This is a genomic window from Massilia sp. CMS3.1, from assembly GCF_051262535.1.
In the GTDB taxonomy this organism is placed as follows: Bacteria; Pseudomonadota; Gammaproteobacteria; order Burkholderiales; family Burkholderiaceae_D; genus Telluria.
The window spans coordinates 17,901-41,132 of the sequence record NZ_JBIMES010000007.1 but is presented as its reverse complement, the minus strand read 5'-3'; the positions used below and the strand labels follow the sequence as shown (position 1 = coordinate 41,132).

At 65.0% G+C, this 23,232-nt stretch carries 18 protein-coding genes and 1 tRNA gene; 13 read left to right on the top strand and 6 right to left on the bottom strand.

All coding sequences use genetic code 11. From position 1 onward, the window contains the following. The first annotated feature begins 4 nt into the window (after window positions 1-4). The 5 genes from tolA to ACHAC9_RS12745 all read left to right on the top strand — a co-directional run bounded on the left by tolA (window position 5) and on the right by ACHAC9_RS12745 (window position 3,870). Entirely contained in the window at window positions 5-991 is a 987-nt protein-coding gene (tolA, locus tag ACHAC9_RS12765) for a cell envelope integrity protein TolA (RefSeq protein ID WP_435760377.1), read from the top strand. A gap of 34 nt (window positions 992-1,025) precedes the next feature. Beyond that, on the top strand, window positions 1,026-2,291 hold the full coding sequence (gene tolB, locus ACHAC9_RS12760) for a Tol-Pal system beta propeller repeat protein TolB (RefSeq protein WP_435760376.1): 1,266 nt from the start codon (window positions 1,026-1,028) through the stop codon (window positions 2,289-2,291). 48 nt (window positions 2,292-2,339) lie between these two features. Continuing rightward, window positions 2,340-2,861, top strand: a complete 522-nt coding sequence (pal, locus tag ACHAC9_RS12755; protein WP_435760375.1) for a peptidoglycan-associated lipoprotein Pal — start codon at window positions 2,340-2,342, stop codon at window positions 2,859-2,861. 95 nt (window positions 2,862-2,956) lie between these two features. Beyond that, window positions 2,957-3,712 (top strand): tol-pal system protein YbgF, encoded by a 756-nt coding sequence (ybgF, locus tag ACHAC9_RS12750; protein ID WP_435760374.1) that lies wholly within the window; start codon window positions 2,957-2,959, stop codon window positions 3,710-3,712. A gap of 82 nt (window positions 3,713-3,794) precedes the next feature. After that, window positions 3,795-3,870 (top strand) — tRNA-Lys (locus tag ACHAC9_RS12745). Between the two features lie 113 nt (window positions 3,871-3,983). On the opposite strand, the gene ACHAC9_RS12740 is transcribed toward ACHAC9_RS12745, so the two are convergent. Next, window positions 3,984-4,247 (bottom strand): hypothetical protein, encoded by a 264-nt coding sequence (locus tag ACHAC9_RS12740; protein ID WP_435760373.1) that lies wholly within the window; start codon window positions 4,245-4,247, stop codon window positions 3,984-3,986. On the opposite strand from ACHAC9_RS12740, the gene ACHAC9_RS12735 reads away from it, so the two are divergent. After that, window positions 4,246-6,924 (top strand): bifunctional diguanylate cyclase/phosphodiesterase, encoded by a 2,679-nt coding sequence (locus ACHAC9_RS12735; RefSeq protein WP_435760372.1) that lies wholly within the window; start codon window positions 4,246-4,248, stop codon window positions 6,922-6,924. The two genes, ACHAC9_RS12740 and ACHAC9_RS12735, sit on opposite strands and share 2 nt — an antisense overlap. A 123-nt stretch (window positions 6,925-7,047) precedes the next feature. On the opposite strand, the gene ACHAC9_RS12730 is transcribed toward ACHAC9_RS12735, so the two are convergent. Next, window positions 7,048-8,766, bottom strand: coding sequence for a methyl-accepting chemotaxis protein (locus tag ACHAC9_RS12730; RefSeq protein WP_435760371.1), 1,719 nt, complete (start codon window positions 8,764-8,766; stop codon window positions 7,048-7,050). 271 nt (window positions 8,767-9,037) lie between these two features. On the opposite strand from ACHAC9_RS12730, the gene ACHAC9_RS12725 reads away from it, so the two are divergent. From ACHAC9_RS12725 to ACHAC9_RS12705, 5 genes are all read left to right on the top strand, one after another. Next, a complete protein-coding gene (locus ACHAC9_RS12725; RefSeq protein ID WP_435760370.1) occupies window positions 9,038-10,438 on the top strand; it encodes an L-cystine transporter in 1,401 nt (466 codons plus the stop codon). A 100-nt stretch (window positions 10,439-10,538) separates the two neighbouring features. Continuing rightward, window positions 10,539-11,303 carry a histidine phosphatase family protein gene (locus tag ACHAC9_RS12720; protein WP_435760369.1) on the top strand — a complete coding sequence of 255 codons (765 nt, stop codon included), beginning with the start codon at window positions 10,539-10,541 and terminating at the stop codon, window positions 11,301-11,303. A 14-nt stretch (window positions 11,304-11,317) separates the two neighbouring features. Next, the gene (locus ACHAC9_RS12715) at window positions 11,318-12,298 is read left to right on the top strand and encodes an NAD(P)H-hydrate dehydratase (RefSeq protein ID WP_435760368.1); all 981 of its coding nucleotides are present in this window, start codon (window positions 11,318-11,320) and stop codon (window positions 12,296-12,298) included. A gap of 325 nt (window positions 12,299-12,623) precedes the next feature. Beyond that, window positions 12,624-13,130 (top strand): hypothetical protein, encoded by a 507-nt coding sequence (locus ACHAC9_RS12710; protein ID WP_435760367.1) that lies wholly within the window; start codon window positions 12,624-12,626, stop codon window positions 13,128-13,130. A gap of 317 nt (window positions 13,131-13,447) precedes the next feature. Then, window positions 13,448-13,930 (top strand): hypothetical protein, encoded by a 483-nt coding sequence (locus ACHAC9_RS12705; RefSeq protein WP_435760366.1) that lies wholly within the window; start codon window positions 13,448-13,450, stop codon window positions 13,928-13,930. Between the two features lie 62 nt (window positions 13,931-13,992). Here the strand turns inward: ACHAC9_RS12705 and ACHAC9_RS12700 are convergent, their stop codons facing one another. The 3 genes from ACHAC9_RS12700 to ACHAC9_RS12690 all read right to left on the bottom strand — a co-directional run bounded on the left by ACHAC9_RS12700 (window position 13,993) and on the right by ACHAC9_RS12690 (window position 19,070). Further along, complete coding sequence (locus ACHAC9_RS12700) at window positions 13,993-17,235, bottom strand: efflux RND transporter permease subunit (protein WP_435760365.1); 3,243 nt, start codon at window positions 17,233-17,235, stop codon at window positions 13,993-13,995. A gap of 3 nt (window positions 17,236-17,238) precedes the next feature. Beyond that, entirely contained in the window at window positions 17,239-18,420 is a 1,182-nt protein-coding gene (locus ACHAC9_RS12695) for an efflux RND transporter periplasmic adaptor subunit (protein WP_435760364.1), read from the bottom strand. Window positions 18,421-18,650: 230 nt separating this feature from the next. Beyond that, complete coding sequence (locus tag ACHAC9_RS12690; protein ID WP_435760363.1) at window positions 18,651-19,070, bottom strand: divergent PAP2 family protein; 420 nt, start codon at window positions 19,068-19,070, stop codon at window positions 18,651-18,653. Window positions 19,071-19,234: 164 nt separating this feature from the next. Between ACHAC9_RS12690 and ACHAC9_RS12685 the strand changes: the two genes are divergently transcribed. After that, window positions 19,235-20,293, top strand: a complete 1,059-nt coding sequence (locus tag ACHAC9_RS12685; RefSeq protein ID WP_435760362.1) for a DUF475 domain-containing protein — start codon at window positions 19,235-19,237, stop codon at window positions 20,291-20,293. A gap of 116 nt (window positions 20,294-20,409) precedes the next feature. Continuing rightward, window positions 20,410-20,829, top strand: coding sequence for a hypothetical protein (locus tag ACHAC9_RS12680; RefSeq protein ID WP_435760361.1), 420 nt, complete (start codon window positions 20,410-20,412; stop codon window positions 20,827-20,829). A gap of 47 nt (window positions 20,830-20,876) precedes the next feature. Here the strand turns inward: ACHAC9_RS12680 and ACHAC9_RS12675 are convergent, their stop codons facing one another. Then, window positions 20,877-23,192: a hypothetical protein gene (locus ACHAC9_RS12675; RefSeq protein WP_435760360.1), complete on the bottom strand. Its 2,316-nt coding sequence runs from the start codon at window positions 23,190-23,192 to the stop codon at window positions 20,877-20,879. Between the last annotated feature and the right edge of the window lie 40 nt (window positions 23,193-23,232).

The following is a 23,232-nucleotide window of genomic DNA, read 5'->3' as shown; positions in this document are numbered from 1 at the left end:
GCCAATGAAGCCAGCCACCCACGGCGCCCCCTACACCCTGCCGCCGGAACCGAACAAAGTGCCCGCCATCGTGCTGGCGCTGGCGGTGCACGCCCTGCTGCTGGCTTTCCTGTGGGTTGGCATCAGCTGGCAGAAAGCCGAGCCGCCCGCGGTCGAGGCCGAAGTCTGGGACATGAAGGTCGAGTCGGCCGCCGCGCCGGCATTGCCCCCGCCGCCCATGGAAGTAAGCGCACCCGAGCCGACACCGAAGCCCGCACCGCCACCACCGCCGCCGCGGCCAAAAGTGGCCGAGCCGGAACCGGTGAAGCCGGCCGCACCGGACATCAATCTCGAGCGCGAGAAAAAACTGGCCGAGCAGAAGAAGCAGCGCGAACGCGATGTGCTGGAAAAGAAGGAACGTGAGCGCGAGCTGGCCGAGACAAAGGAACGCGAAGAACTGAAGGCCAAGGAACTGGCTGACAAGAAAGCGGCTGACCAAAAACTCGCCGATAAAAAAGCGGCCGAGAAAAAAGAACACGACAAGAAAGAAGCCGAAAAGAAGCTCGCTGCCGACGCCGAAAAGAAAAAACTCGCCGCCGAAAAGACCGCGAAGGCCAAGGCGGAAGCGGCCGACCAGGCCAGGCTCGACAAGCAGCGCGCCGACGAACTTAAACGCATGATGGGCGCGGCCGGCAGCGGTGGCGAGGCGCAGAAGTCGAGCGCACCGAAGATCGACGCCGGTTACGTGGGTAAAATCACGGCGCTCATCAAGAGCAACACGACGTTCGCCGGCAGTCTCGACGTGCCGGGCAATCCAAAGGCCGTGTTCAAAGTCGAGCAATTACCGACCGGCGAGATCCTGTCGGTTCGCCTGAGCAAGAGCAGCGGCGTGCCGCAATTCGACGACGCAGTGGAGCGCGGCATTAACAAATCGTCACCGCTTCCAAAGAAAAAAGATGGTACGGTGGAGCGCACTATCGTGGTCAATTTCTCCATGAAAGACCTGGACTGATCGCACTGAATAATCTTTGCCGAGAAAAGAACGCATGAAAAAACTTCATTATTTATTATTTTCCGCCACCCTCATGATCGGGTCGGCGGCCAATGCCCAACTGCAGGTGGAAATCGCCGGCGTCGGCAGTAACCAGATTCCGGTGGCCGTCGCCGCCTTCGCCGACGAATCGATCGCGCCCGACCAGGTCTCGGCCATCGTGCGCGCCGACCTCGAGCGCAGCGGCGTGTTCAAGGTCATCAACGCCGGCCAGGTCATCAGCGACAGCGCCAGCATCGATGCCGCCGCGTGGAAGGCCAGGGGCGCCGATGCGCTGGTGGTCGGCAGCGTGCAGAAGCAGCCGGACGGCCGCTTCGCCGTGCGTTATAAACTCTACGACACCGTCAAGGGCAGCCAGCTGTCGCAGCTGGGCGGCGAAGTGCAGCCGAAGTACACGCGCCTGCAGGCGCACCGCATCGCCGACGACGTGTACGAAAAGCTGACCGGCACGCGCGGCATCTTCTCGACCCGCATCGCGTATGTGAAGGAAAACCGGGCCGGGCGCAGCTATGCGCTGGCCGTGGCCGACGCCGACGGCGAGAACGAGATCGTTGCCGTGCGCGGCAAGGAGCCGATCATCTCGCCCGCCTGGTCGCCGGACGGCGGACGCGTTGCCTATGTGTCGTTCGAAGACCGCAAGCCGGTCATCTACATGCAGGACCTGGTCACCGGTAAGCGCCGCGTGATCGCCAACGAAAAAGGCAGCAACTCGGCGCCGTCGTGGTCTCCCGACGGCAGCAAGCTGGCGATCGCCCTGTCGAAATCGGGCAGCTACCAGGCGTATGTCGTCAATGCCGACGGTTCCGGCCTGCGCCGCGTATCGAACAGCAACGGCATCGACACCGAACCGCAATTCTCGGCCGACGGCCAGAGCCTGTATTTCACGAGCGACCGCAGCGGCGGCCCGCAGATCTACAAGATGAGCGTCTCGGGCGGCAACGCCACCCGCGTCACCTTCAACGGCAACTACAACATCAGCCCGCGCGTTTCTCCGGACGGCAAGACCCTGGCCTGGATTTCGCAGCGCGACGGCGGCTATTCCCTGTTCGCGAAGGACCTGGCCAGCGGCCAGGAACTGCGCCTGGCCGATGGCGCCACCGAACCCAGTTTTTCGCCGAACGGCAAATACATCATGTATGCAGCCAAAGGCAACGGGCGTGCCGCGCTGGCCGTCGTATCGACCGATGGCCGGGTCAAGCAGCGCTTGACCACCAACGCGGGAAATATTCGGGAGCCCAGCTGGGGTCCCTTCATGAAGTAAAGAACTTCCTTACTCATCAATTACTAACCAAGACCAGGAGAAAAACCCATGCGCAACGTTAAGAGTGTGTCCTTCATCATCGCCACTGCAGCCCTGCTCGCAGCCTGCAAAACGCCAACGCCAGCCGTCGAGCCGACCGTTGTCGAGCGTACTCCACAAGGACCAGTCGCCAGCGACACCCGCGACATCCGTCCTGTGGAAACCGCCACCGTCGATCCGCTGAATGACCCGAAAGGCGTGCTGGCCAACCGCAGCGTCTACTTCGACTTCGACAGCTATGTCGTGCGTGAAGATGGCAAGCCGGTCGTCTCGAACCACTCGAACTACCTGAACCAGAACAAGAGCCGCAAGGTCCTGATCCAGGGTAACACCGATGATCGCGGCGGCAGCGAGTACAACCTGGCCCTGGGCCAGAAGCGCGCCGAAGCCGTGCGTCGCTCGATGTCGACCCTGGGCGTGGCCGAGAGCCAGATGGAAGCCGTGTCGCTGGGCGAAGAAAAGCCGAAGGCAACCGGTTCGGGCGAAGCCGCCTGGGCTGAAAACCGCCGCGCAGACGTCGTCTATCAGTAATCCTTAAGTTTCGGCGAATTGACAGCGGGGCGGGTGCGGTGCAGACTGCACCCGCCCCGTTTTTCATCGCAACACCCGATAGAAAGAGCTACGACATGAGTAAATGGTCCCCGTCCCGTCTTGCCTGCCTGGTCCTGGCCGCCTGGTTGCCGCTGCAGGCCTCCGCCGGCATCCTGGACGACGATGAAGCGCGCCGCGCCATCCTCGACCTGCGTTCGAAAGTCGACGCCATCACGCGCGACCTGACCACCCGTCTCGACGCCAAATCGGACAAGACCGCAACGCTCGACATCCTGAACCAGCACGAGCAGACCCTGGCCGAGATCGCCAAGCTGCGCGGCCAGATCGAAGTGCTGGCCAACGAAGTCACGAAGGCACAAAACAACCAGCGCACGCTGTACGCCGACCTCGACGCGCGCATCAAGAAGATCGAGCCGCGCGCCGAAACCATCGACGGCGAAACGGCGCAAGTGCTGCCATCCGAAAAGCAGGCCTACGACGGCGCGATGGAAGTCTTCAAGAGCGGCGACTACAAGCGGGCAGCGGCCGCCCTGCAGGACTTCGTGAAGCGCTTCCCGGAATCGCCTTACGCGTCGAACGCCCAGTACTGGCTCGGCAACGCCTACTACGCCCAGCGCGACTACAAGAATGCCATCGCCGCCCAGGAAGTCGTGGCCAGCACCTACGCCAGCAGCGCCAAGGCGCCGGACGCGCTGCTCAACATCGCGACCAGCTACGCCGAGCTGAAGGACAAGGTCAAGGCGAAGAAGACCCTGCAAACCCTGGTCTCGAAGTTCCCGGATTCGCAGGCAGCGCAGTCCGCCAAGGACCGCCTGGCGGCCCTGAAGTAAGGCCGCATAGAAACATTCGGGCGCCGCATGTTCGACTGCGGTTTGACAGCAGGACGCCAGCGCCCTATAATCTTGCTTCTTCGGGTCGTTAGCTCAGCTGGTAGAGCAGCGGACTTTTAATCCGTTGGTCGCAGGTTCGAATCCCGCACGGCCTACCACGAATACCCAAAAAGCCCACGAATTCACGTTCGTGGGCTTTTTGCTTTTCAGGCGCTCTGGAGTCGCTTCGGAACGGTCTGGTGCGAGCATCTACGGATGCTCGTTCGACTGGTCAGCTCTGAACTGGGCCTTGGACGTGAAAAACAGATTCTTTGAGAAACTTAGCAACTGTCTTGAACGAGGTCCGATGCTCTTTACGGTCATCTTCCCAGTCTGCACTGTTCAGTTCCGGCGTACCGTAAACGCGCGTGTTGTTGCATAATGTTCTTAAGCAGATGCGATGAGGCCAGCGTGCCATCGCATCTGCCACGGCTGCCTCACCATACGCCATAGCCTGGTTTCTACCGCCCATGAGGCTGAACGATGCGTCGGACATGACATCACGCGGTCCATCCTCCCTGCCCGCCACGCCGCCACTGCGGCTTGGCCCCTATTCGCTGGCCAGCCTCGGTGCGCTGACCGCGCTCCTGATCCTGGCACTGGTGCTCGGCACCGCCGCAATGCTCAACGTAAGTTACCAGGATACCCTGCGCCAGCAGAAGACAACGCTGCGCAATCTGGCGATTGCGTTTGCCGCGCAGACGGAAATCGTCGCCCGGGCCGTCGACCAGGCGCTGCGCCAGGTCGAGCGCAGCTACAAGCCGGGCCAGGGCGCGGCGCCCGCACGGCTCGACTATTTCGACGAAGGGGGCGCGGCCGAGGAGTACCTGCTGGGCCTGTATGTGTTCGACCTCGACGGGCGCTTGCTGGCGGCCGGCACGCCGGCCGGCGCCGGCCCGGCGCCACGCCTGCCCGCGCCGTCCGCGGGCGCGGTGCTGCGCAACGGGGCGCTGCACATCAGCATCAAGGCTGTGGACCCGCATACCGGGCGCGGCATCATCCATGTCGTGCGTCCCCTGAACGATAGCGCCGGACGGCGCGTCGGCTCGCTGCTGGCACAGGTCGATTCCGAGCGCTTCGAGCGCATCTACAGCCTGGTCGAACTGGACGAAGGCGGTTCGGTGACCCTGTTCCATCGCGACGGGACCATGCTCGTGCGCGGCCCGAATTTCCCGTCCGGGATCGGGCGCTCCTTCCACCAGACCCCGCTGTTCCAGGCGCACCTGCCGGTCAGCGAACGCGGCGCCTTCGAGACCACCAGCCCGATCGATGGCCAGGAGCGGCTGTACGGGTATGACGCCGTCAGCGATTATCCGCTCGTCATCATTACCGGCATGAACAAGTCGGTGGCCTTGGCGTCCTGGTACGGCCGGCTGTGGACGGCCGTGTCGCTGCTGGTCCTGGTCTGCGTGGTCGTCATGTTCATGGGCTGGCGTGTGGCACGCGATACGAGGCGCCAGCGGGCACTGATCGCCCGTCTGGAGACGAGCGAGGCGCGTGCCGGCAGGAGCGCCGATTACCTGGCGGCCATCCTGAACGCGGTGCGCACCCCGATCTGGGTGCACGACAGTGCGCACCGGCTGGTGATGTGCAACGACGCCTTCGCGCGCTTCGTCGGACGCCCCGCGCCAAGCATCGCCGGGCGCGCGGAAGCGCAGCTGCTCGACCCCAGCAGCGCCTTCGAGCGCGAACGGCGTTACGCCCTGGTGCTCGGCAGTGGCCATGCGGAAGAGACACTCGCCATTGTAAAAGACAGCAGCGGCGACGCGCGCACCGTGATCCAGCAGACCTCTCAGCTGCTGGACGCGTCTGGCCAGGTTCAGCTCGTCAGTTTGCTGACCGACGTCACCGAGCGCGAACGGGCCGAAGCGCACTTGGCCTACCTGGCCAATTTCGATGCGCTGACCGGGCTGCCGAACCATGACCACTTCCGCCACCTGCTCGGCGCGGAGCTGGCCGATGCCGCCGCCAAGGGCACGCAGCTCGGCACCCTGGTGGTATCGCTGGCGCGCCTGCACGAAATCAGCGACCTGCTCGGCCACGAAGCGGGCAACGCGGCCCTGCGCGACATCGGCGCCCTGTTCCAGTCGCAGCTGCCGCGCGCCGCCGGGGTGGCGCGGATCAAGGACAACGAGTTCGCCATGGTCGTACACGCCCACCATGGACGGGGCGAGCTGGAGGAATTCGCCATCGCGCTGCACCGGCGGCTCTCGAACGCGCTGATCGTGAATGGCCGCGAGTTTTTCCTCGATGCCATGGTCGGGGTCTCGATCTTCCCTGAAGATGGGCAGGGTGCGGACGACCTGTTCCGGCGTGCCGACAGCGCCCGCAACCGCTTCGCCGGCGGCGACACGATCCATTTCTTTTCGGAGAGCGCGCAGACCGACCTCGACGAGCGCCTCACGGTCGAGGCGCAACTGCGGCGCGCGCTCGAGCGCGGCGAGTTACGCATGGTGTACCAGCCGAAGGTGGCGATCGGGTCGGGACGCATCGTCGGCCTGGAAGCGCTGCTGCGCTGGAACAACGGCAAGCTGGGAGAAGTATCGCCGGTGCGCTTCATTCCGCTGGCCGAACGCACCGGGCTGATCGTTCCGATCGGCGCCTGGGTGTTCGAGGAAACCTGCCGCCAGATGGCGCGCTGGAATGCCATTGGGGTAAAGCTGCATGTATCGGTGAACCTGTCGCCACGCCAGTTCGACCAGAAGGACCTGATTCCGATGGTGGAGCGCTGCCTGCGCGAAACCGGCATCGATCCCGGCTGCCTCGAACTGGAAATCACGGAAACGGCCCTGATGCGCCAGGAGGGCGAAGTCGACGCCCTGATGCACGCGATCCGCGCGCTCGGGGTCGAACTCTCGGTCGACGATTTCGGCACCGGTTACTCGAGCCTGGCAGCCCTGAAACGCTTCCCGGTGCAGCGCCTGAAAATCGACCGCGCCTTCATCCGCGACCTCGGCCGTGACGACGACAGCGCCGCCATCGTGCGCTCGATCGTCAATCTGGCGCGCAACCTGAAGCTGGCGGTGGTGGCCGAAGGCGTCGAGACCGAGGAGCAACTGGCCATCCTGCGCACGCTCGCTTGCGACGATTACCAGGGCTTCCTGTTCAGCCGCCCGCTCGAGGCCGATGCCGTGCCCGCACTGGTGGAGCAGAACCGGGCGGCGTTTGCCTGAACGCCGCCTTCACATCCGTAGCGCGTGTGAAAAAAACTCCAGGGCAAGGCGCATCGTCGAAGACAGTACGCTAGTACGGCGAGACGAATGCAACGCCGCCATGGAGGATTTTTTCACACGCGCTCAGAACTCTTCCCAGCCGTCGCTCGCTGTCGTGGCCGCAGTCTTGTTGTCCGCAACACGCGGCTGAGCGGCACCGGTCTGGACGGCGGGCTTGGCGAGCTGCTTGCGTGGCGGCGTCTTCGGTGCCGGTACCGATGCTTTCGGCGCCGGCGCTGGTGCTGCCGCCTGTACAGCGCCAGCGCCCGCGATACGGAAGGCGCCCACCGTACGCGCCAGCGTCGCCGCTTCGTGCTGCAGCGACTGCGCCGCGGCCGAGGCCTGCTCGACCAGGGCAGCGTTCTGCTGCGTGGTCTGGTCCATCTGGACGATCGCCACGTTGACCTGCTCGATGCCGGCGTTCTGCTCCTGGCTGGCGGCGCTGATCTCGGCCATGATATCGGTGACGCGGCTGACGCTCTCGACGATCTCCTTCATCGTCGCGCCGGCCTGGTCGACCAGCGCCGTGCCGTGCCGCACCTTGCCGACCGAATCGTCGATCAGGCCCTTGATTTCCTTCGCGGCGGCTGCGCTGCGCTGGGCCAGGTTGCGCACTTCGCCCGCCACGACCGCAAAGCCGCGGCCCTGCTCGCCGGCACGCGCCGCTTCCACGGCCGCGTTCAGCGCCAGGATGTTGGTCTGGAAGGCAATGCCGTCGATGACGGCGATGATCTCGACGATCTTGCCGGCCGAAGTATTGATGGCGCCCATCGTCTCGACCACCTGGGCCACCACCGCGCCGCCCTTGCCGGCGATCTGCGAGGCCGAACCTGCCAGCACATTCGCCTGGCGCGCATTGTCGGCATTCTGGCGCACGGTCGAGGTCAGCTCTTCCATCGAGGATGCGGTCTCCTCGAGCGAAGCGGCCTGCTGTTCGGTACGCGAGGACAGGTCGAGGTTGCCGTCGGCGATCTCGCCCGAGGCGGTGGCCATCGTATCGGTACCGGCACGCACCCGGGAAACGATCTCGACCAGCGAAGCGTTCATGTCGCGCAGGGCGCCCATCAGGCGGCCGGTCTCGTCGTTCGAACGCACGTCAATGCGCTGGGTCAGGTCGCCCTGGGCTACGGCGCCGGCGATCTGGATCGCCTCTTCCAGCGGACGCACGATGGCGCGCACCAGCAGCCAGCCCAGTACCGCCGCAAACGCCAGGCCGATCACGAGACCGATGAAGCAGACGATGCGCACGATCTCGACGGTCTCCTGCGAGCGCTTGAAGTCCTTCGCGGCGACATCGGTCTGGATCGCGATCAGGCCGGCGAGTTCCTTGCCCATCGGAACGGCCAGCTTGTGCATCGGCCCGTTCATCCGTGCGCCAGCGCGATCGGTGTCGCCTTCGCGCAGGGCCGCCATGATCGGCTTCATGGCCATCTCATGGAAGCGCGCGCGCGAGGCCGCGAACTGCTCGCTCAGGCGCTTTTCGTCAGCGTCCATCTTGGTCGCCGCATAGGCCTGCCACGCTTTATCGGCCACGGCCGTGTTCGCGGCTACCTGCTCCAGGATGGGCTCGGCAGGGACACCGGTCTGGACCACCTTCCCGACCAGGATCTGGTTCAGCATGACGGCACGCTCGACGTCGGCCAGTTGCGACAGCGCCACCAGGCGGTCGTCGTACATGCTCTTCATGGTGTCGTTGGACTTCTCCAGGTTCAGGATGCCGATGGCAAAACCGGCAATGAGTTCGATCCCGAGAAAGCCGATGACAAAGATCAGACGCGTCTTGATGGTGATGTTCTTGAACATGATTCGTCCGCAAAGCGGTGGTAAATGGAATCGGAGGCGCCGGGCCTTGTGCTTGATTTATTGAAATTTATGAGTCCACAAGGAAATACTATCGAATATTCACGCTTCCCATCCGGTTTTCCTCCTCTTCGTGGCCTCCCAACAACGAAACGATGCCACCGAGGCAAGCCAGCGAATCGTATCGACAAGATTGCTTTTATGCAGCGCAAGCGCTTTCTCTATAAAATGCGCGGACGAACTCCGCCATGCCTTTGTCAACAGAAAACCTACCATGACCCTGCCCCTGATCCTGAACCTGGCCGTCGCCTTGCTCATGTGCGCCCTTCTGTACCGCATGCAGGCCAGCCACGCCTCGTTCACGAAACGCGTCTTCACTGGCCTCGGGCTCGGCGTGCTGCTGGGCGCGGCGCTGCAGGCGATCTACGGCGCGGGCTCGCCCGTCGTCGCAGCCACGAATGCCTGGCTCGACGTGTTGGGGACCGGCTACGTCAAGCTGCTGCAGATGATCGTCATTCCCCTGATCATGGTGTCGATCATCGGTGCCATCCTCAAATTGCGCGACGCCGCCTCGCTGGGCAAGATCAGCGCGCTGACGATCGGCATCCTGATCGCCACCACCGCGGTGGCGGCGATGATCGGCATCCTGATGGCCAAGCTGTTCGGCCTGACAGCCGTCGGCCTCACAGCCTCGGCTGCGGAAGTGGCGCGCGGGGAGTACCTGCAAGGTTCGCTGGCGACGGCCAAGGACATCTCGCTGCCGTCGATGCTGCTCTCCTTTATTCCTGCCAACCCTTTCCTCGACATGACGGGCGCGCGCAAGACCTCGACCATCGCGGTCGTGTTCTTCTCGGTGTTTGTCGGCATCGCCGCGGTCGGCATCGCGCTCAAGAAGCCGAACGAGTTCGCCTCCTTCAGCCATTTCGTGCACGTCGCCCACACCATCGTGATGCGCATGGTGACGCTGGTGCTGCGCCTGACGCCCTACGGCGTGTTCGCTCTGATGGCCAAGGTCGTGGCGGGCTCGAGCCTGCAGGACATCCTGAACCTGCTCGGCTTCGTGCTGGCCTCGTACAGCGCGATCATCCTCATGTTCTGCGTGCACCTGCTGCTGGTCACCCTGGCCGGGTTCAACCCGGCGCGCTACCTGAAGAAAATCTTCCCGGTGCTGGCCTTCGCGTTCACCTCGCGCACCAGCGCCGGCGCGATTCCGATGAGCGTGGCGACCCAGACCACGCGCCTGGGCACGCCCGAAGGCATTGCCAACTTCGCCGCCTCGTTCGGCGCGACCATCGGCCAGAATGGCTGCGCCGGCATCTACCCGGCAATGCTGGCCGTGATGATCGCCCCGACGGTCGGGATCGACCCGTGGACGGCCAGCTTCCTGCTGCCGCTGCTGGCGATCGTCGTGTTCGGCTCGATCGGCGTGGCCGGGGTCGGCGGTGGCGCCACCTTCGCCGCCCTGATCGTGCTCTCCGCGCTCGACCTGCCGGTGGCGCTGGCCGGTTTGCTGATCTCGATCGAACCGCTGATCGACATGGGCCGTACGGCGCTTAACGTGAGCGGCTCGATCACGGCCGGGACCCTGACCGCGCGCGCACTCGGCAGCACCGATATGCGCGTATTTAATAGCGACGCGGAAACCAATCTGGACGGGGAAGAACAAGCCGCCTGACCTGCGAAAAAAGTTAATAGTTTGCGCACGGAATCGTGCGCGGACCCCTTGTCGAATCCGTCTATGATGATGTCATGTCAACATCAACGACGGGCAAGTAATGGATCAAAAGTGGCCACAGGAAATCTGGCTCATCAGGCACGGTCAAAGCGCGGGAAATGTTGCACGTGACATCGCCGAGGCTGCAGCCGGTCACGTGATCGACATCGCCGAGCGCGATGTCGACGTCCCCCTGTCCGAACTGGGCATCCGCCAGTCCGAAGCCCTGGCTTCCTGGTTCGCCAGCCTGCCGCAAAACGAGCGCCCGAACGTCGTCCTGCATTCGCCGTATGTGCGCGCGGCCGAAACCGCGAAGATCCTGATCCGTCGCCTGGAGCGCGATACGCTGCTGGCCATCAATGCCGACGAGCGCCTGCGCGAAAAGGAATTCGGCATCCTCGACCGCCTCACCACGCACGGCATCGCCCATAAATATCCCGACCTGTACGCCCAGCGCCAGCACGTCGGCAAATTCTATTTCCGCCCGCCCGGCGGCGAGAGCTGGGCCGACGTCATCCTGCGCCTGCGCAGCGTACTCGATACCCTCAGCCGCGACTATCGCAACGAACGCGTCGTCATCGTGGCCCACCAGGTGATCGTCAACTGCTTCCGCTACCTGATCGAGCGCCTCGACGAAGCAACCATCCTGGCCTTCGACCGCGCCGGCGACGTGCCGAACTGCTCGGTCACCTCATATGCCTTCGACTCGATTCAAGGCAAGCACGGTCGCCTGGTGGTTCGCCTCGTCAATTTCGTCGCCCCGCTGGAAGACACCGGCGTCCCGGTCACGGTCGGCAAAGACGTGCCGAGCGCACCGAAAGCCTGAGGACGCCGCCCGCCATGAACCCCATTCACGCCATCCACGCCGCGCCTGCGGTGCACGACGTCAGCACGCAACTGCTGCGCGACTGGCCGCTGCCCATGCCGGGGGCAGAAGGCGACAAGGAAACACGCGGCCATGTGCTGGTGCTGGGCGGCTCGCGCGAAATGCCGGGCGCCGTCATCCTTGCCGCCACGGCCGCACTGCGCGCGGGCGCCGGCAAGCTCACGATCGCGACCGGTGCCAGTGTCGCACAGCTGGTCGCGCTGGCCATGCCCGAGGCGCGCGTGATCGGCCTGGCCGAGACCGAGGCCGGCGGCTTCCTGCCCGACGCGATCGCCGTCCTCGACCCGCTGGCCGACCGCGTCAATGCCGTGCTCATCGGACCGGGCATGCAGGACGAAGCGGCCGCCGCCGAACTGGTGCATGGACTGCTCGAACGCCTGCACGGCAGCGACACGGCCGTCGTGCTCGACGCCTGCGCGATGGGCACGCTGCTGCACGCGCCAAAGGGCGGCGCGCCGGGCCTAGCCTTCCGTTTCCAGCAACCGGTCATCCTCACGCCGCATTGCGGCGAAATGGCGCACCTCACCGGCAACGACAAAACCGATATCGTCGCCGGACCCGATGCGCTCGCCCGCGCCTCGGCGGCGGCATGGAATGCCATCGTCGCGCTGAAGGGCGCGCGCACCGTGATCGCCTCGCCCCAGGGAACAATGTGGCAGCACGAGGGCGGCAATGTCGGGCTGGCCATTTCCGGCTCGGGCGACACGCTGGCCGGCATCATCGCCGGTCTGGCGGCGCGCGGCGCGACGCTCGAACAGGCCGCCTGCTGGGGTGTGGCACTGCATGCGCGCGCCGGCGAACGCCTGGCCGAGCGCATGGGCGTACTGGGCTATCTGGCGCGCGAGATCCCGAACGAGATCCCGGCGCTACTCGAATTCATTGCCGGCGGCGAAGCCGGCAAGCAAAAGGAGCCTGGACAGACCGCGTTCCTGTAACGACCATCCGGCACACGCCGGGGGACTGGTTGAAATGCAAGCCGTTTGACCGGTATCAAACTCCGCAATCAGCATCGCGGAACAAAGCAAGAAGTGCACGATTTGACGAACTGACGGACATCACGGCAGTCTAATTTTCACAGTCGAATTCGTGCACTGAATGGGGCCGCGTGTTGCGTCGGTTCCCTAAGGGTTTTTTCTAATGAACACAGGGGGCCTTGCTCCTGACAAGAGGTTCATAGGAAAACCGACATGGCGCTGTTATTCTCCACCGCCTCACCTGGAGAGAACGGCACAAGATAGACGTGAACGAGGAGTGAACACAATGAACGCAATGACCAAAGCACCAAAAATCCTGCTGACCGCAGCCCTGCTGGCAACCATGCTCGGCGCATGCAAGAAGGACGATACGGCTGGCACCATGGGCACCGCTGGCGACACCTCGGCCACTTCGCCGAGCTCGACTTCCGGCACAAGCGGCACCACCGGCACCACCGGCACCACGGGTGATACCGGCGCAGGCGCGACCGGCACCGGTACCACCGGCACCGGCGCAATGGGCACCACCGGCGACACCACCGGCACCACCGGCACCACCGGCACCACCGGCGCCGCCGGTACTGGCGCCATGGGCACGACCGGCACCATGGGCGAATCGAGCGGCACCGGTGCTTCGGGCACTGGCGCTACGGGCACCACCGGTACCAGCGGCATGTCGGGCACCACCGGCACCACCGGCCCTGGCGGCACCACCGGCAATACCGACTCGACCGGCACCGGCAGCGCCGGCACCGGGACCACGGGTACCGGCACCACGGGCACTGGCCGCTAATCGGCTTTTGTCTGCGCACAGCGCGGAGCCCCACAACGCGGGCTCCGCGCTTGCATCTGGCCGGCAGCTTCACGCCGGCGTTTGCCGCAGCTAGTTGCCCCGTTGCGCCCACTGCCCCGTTCGACCTGCCATCCCCCATCTGCCCGTCCTTGCGCTTGTCCGTCCCGCCGCCGTCCGCAGGTTCTCCCCCCCTGATCGATCCGCCGCCTCCTGCAGAGGAGCTTCCTTTCCGCTCGTTGTTTCGCTTTGTCAAACAGCGCACAGTGGCCTCCAGCGGTCCATGCCACAATGCACGTCATCGAATAAGGAGTTCCACCATGAACACAATGAAAAAAGCACCGAAAATCGTCCTGACCGCCGCCCTCCTCGCCGCCATGCTCGGCGCCTGCACCAAGAAGGATTCCGGTGTCGGCGGCGCCGGCGACGCCGCCGAGGTGACCAGCAGGACCGAAGGCTCGGGCGCCGGTGCGGCCGCCGGCGTCAGCGGCGCGACCGGCAACGCAGGCAACGCGGGCCTGTCCGCGACCGAGTACAACACCAACAATACGCCACGCACCGTGGGCGACAGCGAAAGCACGAAGAAAGACAGCCTGGGCGCCTCGGGCGGCGCCAGCGGGTTCGACGGCGTCAAGCCGGTCGACAGCAGCGGCGCCACCACCGGCGGTCCCAACCCCGCCGGCGCGCCGATGCAGGCCGCCCCGGCATCGGGCACCCAGACCACTGGCCACACCGGCAACACCAGCGGCACCGGTCCGGCGTCGACCAAGCCAGGCGCCGGCGGCGCGGGCAGCATCCATTAAATCGGCAAGACCACGAACGAAAAAAACCCGCTTGCGCGGGTTTTTTTACATCGTTTTCCTGATCACACCCCTTCGCTGACCTTGGCCACCGGCGCCTTGGCCAGCGGCACCGTCTTCACAGGGGCGCGGCCGGTCGCGAAACGGAAACCACGCACGATCAGGCGATATACCAAACGCACGAAGGTCAGCGTCAGGATCGCTTCCACGAAGGTGACCAGGAAGGCCAGCAGCGCGGGATAGCGCTCGGCGCGGCGACCGAACTTGGCCACCATGCGGTCACGGGCGATCTCGATGCTGTCGTAGAAGGTCGGCACGACCAGCAGCGTCAGGAAGGTCGAGGTGATCGTGCCGCCAATGATGGCGACGGCCAGCGGCTGGTAGAACTTGCCGTCCGGACCAAGGGCCAGGGCGACGGGTAACATGCCGGCGATCAACGCGAAGGTCGTCATCAGGATCGGGCGCAGGCGCATGCGGCCGGCCTTCATCAGCGCGTCTTCGCGCCCGTAACCTTCCGCTTCCAGGCCACGCGCCGCGTCCAGCAGGAGGATCGCGTTCTTTGCCACCAGACCCATCAGCATGATGATGCCGATAAAGCTCATCAGGTTCAGCGTCCCGCCCGTCAGGAGCAGCGCCACCACCACGCCGATCAGCGACAGCGGCAGCGACAACATCACGCCCAGCGGTGCCGTGAAGGAACCGAACTGCATCACCAGGATCAGGTACATCAGGCCGATGCCGGAAAACAGTGCAATCGTCATTTCCCGGAACAGGTCGGCCTGGTCCTTGCCGGCGCCGCCCAGCGCCAGGCCATAACCCGGCGGGAAGTCGAAGGTCTTGGCCAGCTTCATCGCATCGTCGGTCACTTCGCCGCTCGAGCGGCCCTGGGCGTTGGCCGAGACCGTGATCACGCGCTTGCCATCCTTGTGCTTGATTTCCGACGGGCCTTTGCCCATGCTGATGCGAGCAATCTGCTCGAGCGGCACCAGCATGTTGGTCCCGGCGATCGCGATCGGCAGGCGCTCGATGTTTTCGATGTTGACGCGGTCCTCGGGATGCAGGCGCACCGCGACGTCGCGCGTCTCCCCGGTTGGATCGACCCAATCGCCCACTTCGATGCCGGCAAAGGCCACGCGCAGCGCGGTCGCCGCGTCGCCGACGGACACGCCCATCGAATTCGCCAGACCCCGGTCGAGCTCGATCTGCAGCTCGTTCTTCGGGTCCTGCTGCGACAGCGTGACGTCGACTGCACCTGGTACCTGGCGCAGTTTATCCATGTAGGCCGAGGTCAACTCCATGAGTTTGCGCGAATCGGCGCCGGTGAACTCGATCTGTACCGGCTTGCCGTTGCCGTTCAGGTCGTCGAGTACCGTGTATTCGGCCCCGACCAGGCTGGCCACCTTGGTACGCAGTTCGGTGGCGATGTCGGCGGCGCTGCGATCGCGCGTATTGCGCTTGCCGATCTCGACATACACCTGCCCGCCATTCGGGCGCACCACGCTGTCGGTGGAACGCGTCTCGGCGAGCGAGCGCGCCATCGTTGCAGCCTGCTCCATCTTGATGCGCGCATACTGCAGGCTCGACGATGCCGGGGTGCGCACCTCGATCATGATCTTGTTGCCGTCGCCCTTGGGCAAGAAGGCGGTGCCGCCGAAGGTCGACTGCAGCGCGATGGCGCCGATGAAGCTGGCCAGCGCAATGAAGCCCATCCAGCGGCGGTGGTGCAGCGCCCAGGCAATCACATTGCCGTAGCGGCCAGCCTGATGGTCGAACCAGTCATTGAAGCGGGCCAGTACCTTCGAGATACCCTTTTTCGGTGCGTGGTGATGGCCTGGAGGGTCGCCCCAGTAGGCAGACAACATCGGGTCGAGCGTAAAGGAAATGAACAGCGACACCAGCACCGAGCAGGTCACGGTCAGCGCGAAGGGACCGAACCATTCGCCCGACACGCCCGGCATGAAGGCCACCGGGATGAACACGGCCATGATCGAGAAGGTCGTCGACGCGACCGCCATCCCGATCTCGGACGTGCCGACCAGCGCGGCGGTACGGCGGTCTGCTCCGTTTTCCATGTGGCGCACGATATTTTCGCGCACCACGATGGCGTCGTCGATCAGCACGCCGATCGCCAGCGACAGGCCGAGCAGGGTCATGAAATTGAGCGTGAAGCCGCACAGCCAGACCGCGATGAAGGCCGCCAGTACCGAGGTCGGCAGCGACAGCGCCGTGATCAGGGTCGAGCGCCACGAATTGAGGAAGGCATAGACCACGAACACGGTCAGCACGGCGCCGAATACCAGCGATTCGATCACGTTGTTCAGGCTGCTTTGAGCTTCCGCGCCGCCGTCGCGCGTAATCGTCAGTTCGGTGCCCTTCGCCAGCTCCTTGTTGATCGCGGCCACTTCTTCGCGCACCTTTTTGGCGATCGACACGGTCGAGGCCTCGCGCGAGCGGATGATCGAAATGCCGACGTTCGGGTTGCCGCTGTGGAGCGAGGCGCTGTCGATGTCGGCAAAGCCGTCGGCGATCTCGGCGACCTGGTTCAGGCGCACGATGGTCTCGCCGCTGCGCTTGACGACGATCTGTGAAAAGTCTTCCGGACGCTCGATGCGGCCGATCAGGCGGATGCCCTTCTCGTCCATCTCGCCGCGTACCTTGCCTACCGGGGCATTCGTGTTCTGGTTGCGCAAGGCATTCGCCACTTCGCTCACCGAGACATTGTATTCACGCAGCTTTTCGGCACGCAGCAGCACCGACAGTTCGCGCCGCAGCGCGCCGTTGACGTTCACCGTGGCGACGCCGTCGATCGCGCGGAAGCGGTCGGCCAGCTCGTCCTCGGCCATGCGCGACAGTTCCGAATGGGTCTGCGCTTTTGACGACAGCGCCAGGCTCATGATCGGCTGCGCGGACGGGTCGACGCGGCGCAGGATCGGCTCGCGCATTTCGATCGGCAGCTTGTAGCGCACCGCCGAGATGGCGTTGCGCACGTCGTCGGACGCCTCGATCAGGTTGCGGTCGAAGTCGAACTGCAACACCAGCGTGGCGCTGCCTTCGTTCGCATAGGACTCGACCTCGGTCACACCCTGCACGCTTTGCAGCTGCTTTTCCAGGCGGTCGACGATCTCGCGCTCGCTCGTTTCGGGCGACGCCCCAGGGTAGGGAATGTTCACCACGATCACCGGGATATCGATGTCCGGGTTCTGGTTGACGCGCAGCTTCGACAGGGCCAGCAGGCCCATGCACATCATGCCGAGGATCAGCACGATCGTCGCGATCGGCTTCTTGACAGCGAAGTTGGAAAGGAACATGGCTTAGTTTCCTTTGGCGGGCGCGGTGGCGCTGGCGACACGGGCAGGCGCGCCGGTCGCGGGAGCGACGCCCGTCAATTCAACTTTTTGGCCATCCTTCAAGTTCGAGCTCGGGTTGCGCAGCACGGTGTCGCCGGCGGCCAGGCCCGACTTGATCTCGATATTGCCGGTGCGCTGGTCGCGCATGCCGGTCTGCAGGTCGACCTTCGACAACAGGGCGCCCTTGACGCGCCAGGTATAGGTCTTGTCGCCGGCTTTCACCATGGCGCTCTCGGGCAGCATCAGTGCGCTCGAGGTCTCGGCATCGATCCGCCCTTCCGCGTACAGGCCGGCCACGCGCGGCTGCTCGCCGGTCAGGCCGACGAGCACCTCGACCTGGCGCGTGATGTCGTTGGCCGAGGCGTCGATGCGTTTCACGACGCCCGTGAACTGCTGGGTGCCGTAGCCGTTGATGTGGTACTTGACCAGCTGGCCGACCTTGATCGTGCCGATCTTGTCGGTCGAGACGCGCCCTTCGAAGCGCATGCTGGTCGGATCGATGACTTTCACCAGTTCCTTGCCGATGGTGGCGGTGTCGCCGCTGGAGACCTTGCGCTCGCTGACGATACCGTCGAACGGCGCGCGCACCAGCGTGCGGGCGATCTGCTGGCGCGCCAGTGCGGCGCGGCTCTTGGCAGACGACAATTCGCTCTGCGCACTGTTGCGCCGCACTTCGGCTTCGTCCTGGGCCGCGGCCGAGGTCATGCCCGAGGCGCGCAGGGTTTTCAGGCGTTCGAGCTGGCGGTTGGCCTGGTCGAGTGCCTGGCCCGCCGCGCGTACGCCGGCGTCGGCCGAGACCAGGGTGTCGCGGATCGCGGTTTCATCGAGTTTTACCAGCAGGTCGCCGCGCTTGACCGTTTCGCCATTTTCCTTGAGTACCTGGAGTACCACGCTGGACACCTCGGCGCGCAGGTCGGCGCGGCGTTCAGGCTGGATCGAGCCGGTGATCACAGGACCGGAGGCAAGCGAATCATTTGATACCGTCAGCAAGTCCTGCGGGGCGACCAGCAGCTGGCTCGGCCTGGTGTCCTTCAGGTCGGCCGAGGCTGAAGCTTTGCCTTCGGCCTTGGCAGGGTCCTTGGCCTCCTTGTTGCAGGCGCCCAGGGCGGACGCGATGGCAAGGACAAGTAAAGTGTTGCGCAGCATTGGAGAATCTCCCGGTTGGACGTTGACGCGTATTTATTTAAATTAGATGGAACCTGTCAGCGCGCAGTATCTAGGAGGCGGCCCGACCCGTCAATTGACGATCCCGCCCGTTGTTATTTTGGAGGGATGAACTGCGAAATGCTGCGATGAACTGCATACGACGATGACGCGATGCGGCGCGAAGGCCGCACGGATGGGGAGCCCGGGGCATTGCCCCGGGAAAAATATGATCAGCCCTCGAACAGGTAATACACCACGAACCCCATTCCGATACCGGTGACGATGCCGCCACAGATTTCAACGAGGGTGTGTCCCATGCGCTCGCGCAGCGTGATGTGGTCACTATTCTTGCCGGCCAGGCGGTTGATCGCCGCCGCCTGGCGTCCCACGTGCTGGCGCAGGCTGTTGGCGTCGATCATGACGATGAAGGCGAGCGTGACGGCCACGCCGAAGGCCGGGTGATCGATCCCCTCGCGCAGGGCGATCAGGGTCGCCATGCTCGTGACGACCGAGCTATGGTTGCTGGGAAAGCCGCCATTCCCGACGAGGTTGAAGGTCCAGCGCCGCTGGCGCGCACTGCTGATCAGGAATTTGATCGGTCCGACGATTGCCCAAGTCAGGAAGGGCGTGATGAGGTAAGCGAAGTCCATGGAATCCTTGTCCGGGTAGATGCATATGCCGGGCAGAATTATCGCAGAAGCAATGCTCCACGGCGACCTGCGCTGCGCCGCCCTGCCCCGTCACCGGTTAAGATTCCGGAAACTGTGGCATTTCAACCAAGATGGGACCGAGGTCCCGGCGATGAGGAGTCGACATGCGGCACTTCAGGATATCCATTGCTGTTACTGTCGTGCTGATGATGTTGGCCGGCTGGTGGGGGTACGAGCGCGGCGGCATGGCCGGCCTGGCCAGCGCCCTGTGGATTACCGCGGTGCTCGGGGTGCTCGAAGTCTCGCTCTCGTTCGACAATGCAGTCGTCAACGCATCGGTGCTGCGCCACTGGAACGAATTCTGGCGCAAGCTGTTTCTCACCGTCGGTATCCTGGTGGCGGTGTTCGGCATGCGCCTGCTGTTTCCGCTGGTGATCGTCTCGGTTGCCACCGGCCTCGGCCTGACGGATGTGTGGAGCATGGCCATCGAGACCCCTGACGAATATTCGCGCCACCTGACCGAGCATCACGCCGAAGTGTCGGCCTTTGGCGGCGCCTTCCTGATGCTGGTATTCCTGAATTTCCTGTTCGATGACCAGAAGGAGTTGCACTGGCTCGGCTGGATCGAAGAGAAGGTCGGCAAGTATGGTTCCGAAGGCCTGGCCACCCTGTTAACCTTGCTGGCCGTGTTCTTTGCAATGCGCCTGATGCCTGAGACGCGCAAGCTTCCCGTGCTCATTGCGGGCCTGGTCGGTGTGCTGGTGTATATCGGCGTCAACTGGATCAGCGGCCTGCTGGAAGAAGAGGAAGAGGACCCGACCATTGGCAAGATGATATCCCAGGGTAGCATCGGCGGATTCCTGTACCTCGAAGTGCTCGATGCGTCCTTCTCTTTCGATGGCGTGATCGGTGCTTTTGCCATCACCAACGACGTCGTCATCATCATGCTGGGCCTGGCGATCGGTGCCATGTTCGTGCGGTCGATGACGGTGTTCCTGGTCTACAAGGGTACGCTGCAGGAATTCGTCTATCTCGAGCATGGCGCCCACTATGCAATCGGCATCCTGGCGCTGATCATGTTTGCCAATGTCCACTACCACATCCCCGAGTGGTTCACGGGCCTGTCAGGACTGGCATTCATTGTCGTGTCGCTGTGGTCCTCGATTCGCCACCGCAAGCGCAGCGAGCTGGAAAACACGCGCGACAAGGCCGAGATCGCTTGACCCCCGTGACGGCATTCGCCCTGCCGTTTTGACAATCGGGCGGCGCGTGGCAGAATGAGGCCCACCGCGCCGCCGAGCGCCCTTTTCTACTCTACTACTGACTGCACCGACCAATCATGCCGAAAGCACTGCCGCAACGCGCCCCCGCCATCCTGCTGTCCCTCGTCGCCGCTCTGGTGGTCATCCTTGGCATCTACACCTGGTTCACGCTGACCTGGTCCTACTCTGAAGGAACCCGTGCCGGCTACTTGCAGAAGTTCTCGAAAAAGGGCTGGCTGTGCAAGACCTGGGAAGGCGAAATCCTGCTGTCGAGCATGCCAGGCGCCATTCCCGAGCGCTTCACCTTTACCGTGCGCGACGACAGCCTGGTGCAAAAGCTGCAGTCGACCATGGGCCAGCGCGTCGAGATCAGCTATGAACAGCACAAGGGCGTGCCGACCAGCTGCTTCGGCGAGACCGAGTATTTCGTCAGCAGCGTGAATACCGGGCCGGTGTCGCCGCTGTCGCCAAGCGAGGCGCCGAAAGTAGCGCAGTGATAGGAAAGGCGAATCACCGATATCGGGTGATTCGTCCGACGTATTAACTACTCGCTTCCCGAGCGCCGCTGGTTCATGATCACCTCCGCCAGCCTTGCCGCCGCCTGCTGCGCCGACGGCTGCTTCTTCAAGCGCCCCAGCACTTCGCGGGTGATGTTTTCCGAGGCGGCGCGCTGATTGGCTTCGGCCTTGCGTTCGTCGATGGCGTCCTCGGTCGCCGACAGCTCGGCCGCCTGCTCCTCCAGGCGCTTCGTTTCCAGTGCCAGCAGCTCGCGCCGGGCGTCGGCCATCTGATACGTGGTCGCGGCCGTGCGGCGCTGCATCTCGGCATGGGCCTGGGCGTGCGCGAGCAGCGCGCGCTGGGCGTCGCGTTTGTCGAGCGCCGCCTGGGCGGCGGCGCTGTCGGCCAGTTCCTGTTCACGCGCCAGGCGCGCCGTTTCTTCTTCGGCGTCCAGGCGTACGCGCGCGGCCAGTGCCGCTTCCTGTTCGGATGCCAGGCGCGCCGCTGCCGCGGCATTCGCCCGGGTGTCGAAGTCGAGCTGCTGCTGTTGCGCCACCAGTTGCTGCTCGGCCAGCGCCAGCGCTTCGCGCCCTGCCTCGACGGCCTGGCGTTCAGCCGCCAAGGCCGCTCCCGTGGCAAGCAGGCGCGCCTGCTCGACAGCAGCATGTTCGGCCTGCACACGCGCCAGTTCGTCCGCCGCCTCGGCCTGGGCTCCCGCCGCCGCCGCCGCTGCCTCTTCCTGCGCCGCCGCTTCGATCAGCTGCGCCGCTGCCAGCTGCTGGGCCTCGATCGCCCCCTGGCGGGCGTCGGCCATGCGCCGTTCAGCGTCAAGCTGCTCGCGCAGGGAGGCGGCTTGGGCCGCGTCGGCCTCGGCGCGCGCGGCGGCAGCCCCGGTCAAGGCATGTTCGGCCTGCAGGCGTTCCTGCAGCTCGGCCAGCGCGGCGCTTTCCGCCTCATGCCGGGCGCGCTCGGCGCTGGCCAGGGCGTCGGCCTCGCGCGCGCGCAGCTCGGCCATCTGCGCCGCCTGCTGTCCCTGTTCGAGTGCTTCGGCGGCCAGGGCCAGTTCGGATTCCTGCGCTGCGTTGGTGCGGGCACGGGCGTCGGCTGCCGCCTCGGCTTGCAACGCGCGTTCCTGGGCCAAGGCACGCTCGCGCTCCTGTTCACGCGCGTCGACTTCGGCCGCCAGTGCAGCCAGGCGATCGGCCTCGGCGCGCGCTCTTGCGTGTTCGAACGCAGCCGCTTCGGCCTGCAGGCGCACTTCCACCTGCTGGCCGGCTTCGTGTTCGGCTTCGGCGCGCGCCAGGGCGATCTCGCGCAGCCTGCGGTCGGCGTCGATGCGCGCTTCGGTGGCAACGGCAATCCTCGCCTCGGCTTCGCGCCGGGCTTCGGCGGTAGCGGCGGCGGTTTGTTCGAGGCGCTCGCGGTGCAGTGCGGCGTCGCGCAATTCCTTTTCCAGCTGCAGGCGCGTGCGCAAGGTGTCGGCCGCGTTTTTTGACGAGTCGGCCTCGGATTGGGCGATCGATTCGCGCTCGTGTTCGACGTGGGCCAGCGCGCGCGCCTCTTCCAGCGCGCGCGCTTCGGCAATCGCCCGGGCAAAGGCCGCGCTGAGCGCAACCTGGTCGGCGCGCTCGCGCTGCACGGCCAGGTCGAGCGCTTCGGATTCGACCTGGGCCAGCTTTTCAGCGGTCTGGCGCGCGGCCTTTTCGGCCCGCTCGCGCTCGCGCGCCAGCACGGTGACGCGCGCATCGGCGCTGGCGCTATGCAGCACCTCTTCCCGGGCTGCCTGCACGGCGGCGACGCGTTCGGCGGCCTGGCGCCGCGCTTCCTCGGTCTGCACCAGCAACTCGTCGGCGGCGCGCGCTGCGACCAGGGCCATCGCCGCTTCGGCTTCCATCTGTTCGGCCGCGCGGCGGCGGGCTTCGTCGGCCGCGCGTGAACGCGCTTCGACCGCGAAGCGCCCTTCGGTGTCGGCCTGGACGCGGGCGCGCAGCTCGGCGGTCTCGATGCGCATCGCTTCCAGGCGCTCGCTCGAGGCATGGGCCGCGGCGCGCAGGGTTTCCAGGCGGTCGCGGTTGAGCTCGATGACTTCTTCCGACGCCTGGGCGTTGGCCAGGGCTGCGGCGGAGGCGGCCGCATCCAGGGCTGCACGCTCATCGGCGAGCGATCGGGCGCGTGCCTCGGCGTGGGCGCGTGTTTCGGCGGCCACATTGGCTTTGGCCTCGGCTTCCACGCGCGCGATGGCTTCCATGATCGCGGCCTTCTCGAGCGGGCCGCGCTCGAGCGCGGGCGCTGGGACGTGCTGGGCCTTCGAGGCCGGCATGTCGATCGTAAAGTCGGTATCGTCGTGTGGAGCTTGTTCCATGATTATTCTCGTTGTGATATCTCGATCAACCTGCTGCGCG